The organism is Campylobacter concisus (genome assembly GCF_902460535.1).
Classification (GTDB): Bacteria; Campylobacterota; Campylobacteria; order Campylobacterales; family Campylobacteraceae; genus Campylobacter_A; species Campylobacter_A concisus_AS.
Genome location: NZ_CABPTV010000009.1, coordinates 170128 through 172259 on the forward strand (window position 1 = coordinate 170128; position 2132 = coordinate 172259).

Consider the following 2132-nt stretch of genomic DNA (forward strand, 5'->3'; position numbering starts at 1 on the left):
TTCGTAAAAATTTACGATATATTGATAAAGTCAGGAGGAAATTTTGGCTGAAGTTAAGAAGAAATTTTTTGTTTGGTCATCTGTGATAATAGGCATCGTAATCGGCCTTATCGCTTCTATGGGCATAGCTGATGCACTTCATGCGACTGGTAGCGGATTTGTCTGTACCATGTGTCACACGATGGATCCTATGAATGCTGCATATCATGAAGATGTACACGGCGGCAATAACAAGCTTGGCATAAAAGCTGAATGTTCAGCCTGTCACCTAAATCATACAAGTGCCTATACCTATGTGCTTACAAAACTTAAAGTATCGATAAATGATGGCTATAAGACATTTTTTACAGATACAGACAAGATCGACTGGCGTAAAAAACGCGAGCACGCATCTCACTTTGTCTATGATAGTGGGTGTTTAACCTGCCACTCAAATTTAAAAAATGTTATTCAAGCTGGTAAATCATTTTTGCCACATAGAGATTATTTCGTTCTTGGAAATCCTAATAAAAAATCATGTGTTGATTGCCACGAGCACGTTGGGCACAAGAATTTAGGACTACAAATCGATAAATTTGAAGCAATTAAAAAACAAGAAAACAATAAAACCAAGTAAGGAGGAGAGATGTTTAAAAAGTCGCTAATGTTATTAGCCTGTCTAATGTCTTTTGGCTTTGCCGCAAACATGGATGCAAATAAATCTGACGCTTTAAACCTTAATGTTGTAAAAAACATTAAAGTTGCTCACAAAATGTCAGACTTATCAAAAAGCTGTGTTGAGTGCCACGCTAAAGAGACACCCGGCATAGTTGCCGATTGGAAAAATAGTCGCCACGCTCACGTTGGCGTAAGTTGTATGGATTGCCACTCTGTAAATGCAGATAATCCTATGGCTTCAGTTAAGGTGCATCCAAAAGATTCTAACAACCATGTTTCAATGCTAGTTAGCCCAAAAACTTGTGCTAAGTGCCACGAAAACGAAGTTGATGAACTAGTAAAGAGCGGTCACGCAAGAGCTGCTATGCAAATGTATGCTAATCCTGCAATGGTGAAACTAATGTATCACTATGAGGGAGCAGATCATCCTGACTTTAAAATGGCTCCAGATGCCACTGGTTGTTCTCAGTGCCACGGAACCGTCATCAAACTAGACGCTGATCACAAACCTACAAAAGAGACTTGGCCAAACTATGGTATAGGCAATGTTTATCCAGATGGTGGCGTAGGTAACTGTAAATCATGTCACAGCGCACACACATTTAGCATAGCTGAAGCTAGAAAACCAGCTGCTTGTGCATCTTGCCACCTTGGACCTGATCACCCAGATATTGAGATCTTTAACAACTCAATGCACGGACATATCTATAATAGCGAAGCTCACAAATGGAATTTTGATGCTGCTCCTGATACATGGGATGTGCCAGACTTTAGAGCTCCAACTTGTGCAGCTTGCCACATGAGTGGTGTTGGTGAAACAACAACAACTCACAATGTTTCAAGAAGACTAAAATGGAACCTATGGGGCGTCAGCAGTAAGCTAAGAACAGCTGGTGATGAACAAGCTGCTGTTGTTTACGAAAAAACTGGCAAACTAACCATAGGAACGCCACTTGCAGGTCATCCAAATGGGCCAGAAGCAGCAAGAGCTGAGATGAAGCTAGTTTGTAAAGCTTGCCATACATCAACTCATACAGATAACTTCTTCATTATGGGTGATAAGCAAGTAGAGCTTTATAACGTTTACAATGCTGAAGTAACTAAGATGCTTGAAGAGTTGAAAGCTAAAAACTTACTACTCGCAGACGCTTGGGAGGATGAATTCCAAGATATCTACTATCATATGTGGCACCATGAAGGTCGTCGTATGAGACAAGGCGCTCTAATGGGTGGTCCTGACTACTCACACTGGCACGGTGTATTCGAAGTTAAAAATGATATAAGAAAACTTCGTAAGATCTACAAAAAAAGAATGGAATCTGGTAAAGTAGAGTAATACTTTTTAAGGTGGGAATTTTCCCACCTTTTTATTTTTAAATTCCAAATTTTATCTTTTAGTTATTATCCTAATGTAAATACCTTTTAACAATTATTTTTGTAAATTTAAATCATAAAATCATACGGCTTAGCACTAC

2 protein-coding genes are annotated in these 2132 nt (G+C 39.1%); both read left to right on the forward strand.

Annotation, left to right across the window (positions count from 1 at the left end; translation table 11 throughout):
- Nucleotides 1-43 precede the first annotated feature (43 nt).
- A complete protein-coding gene (locus FZ945_RS09060; RefSeq protein ID WP_021089703.1) occupies nt 44-616 on the forward strand; it encodes a cytochrome c3 family protein in 573 nt (190 codons plus the stop codon).
- Between the two features lie 9 nt (nt 617-625).
- Nucleotides 626-1993 carry a multiheme c-type cytochrome gene (locus FZ945_RS09065; protein WP_148804012.1) on the forward strand — a complete coding sequence of 456 codons (1368 nt, stop codon included), beginning with the start codon at nt 626-628 and terminating at the stop codon, nt 1991-1993.
- The last annotated feature ends 139 nt before the right edge of the window (nt 1994-2132 follow it).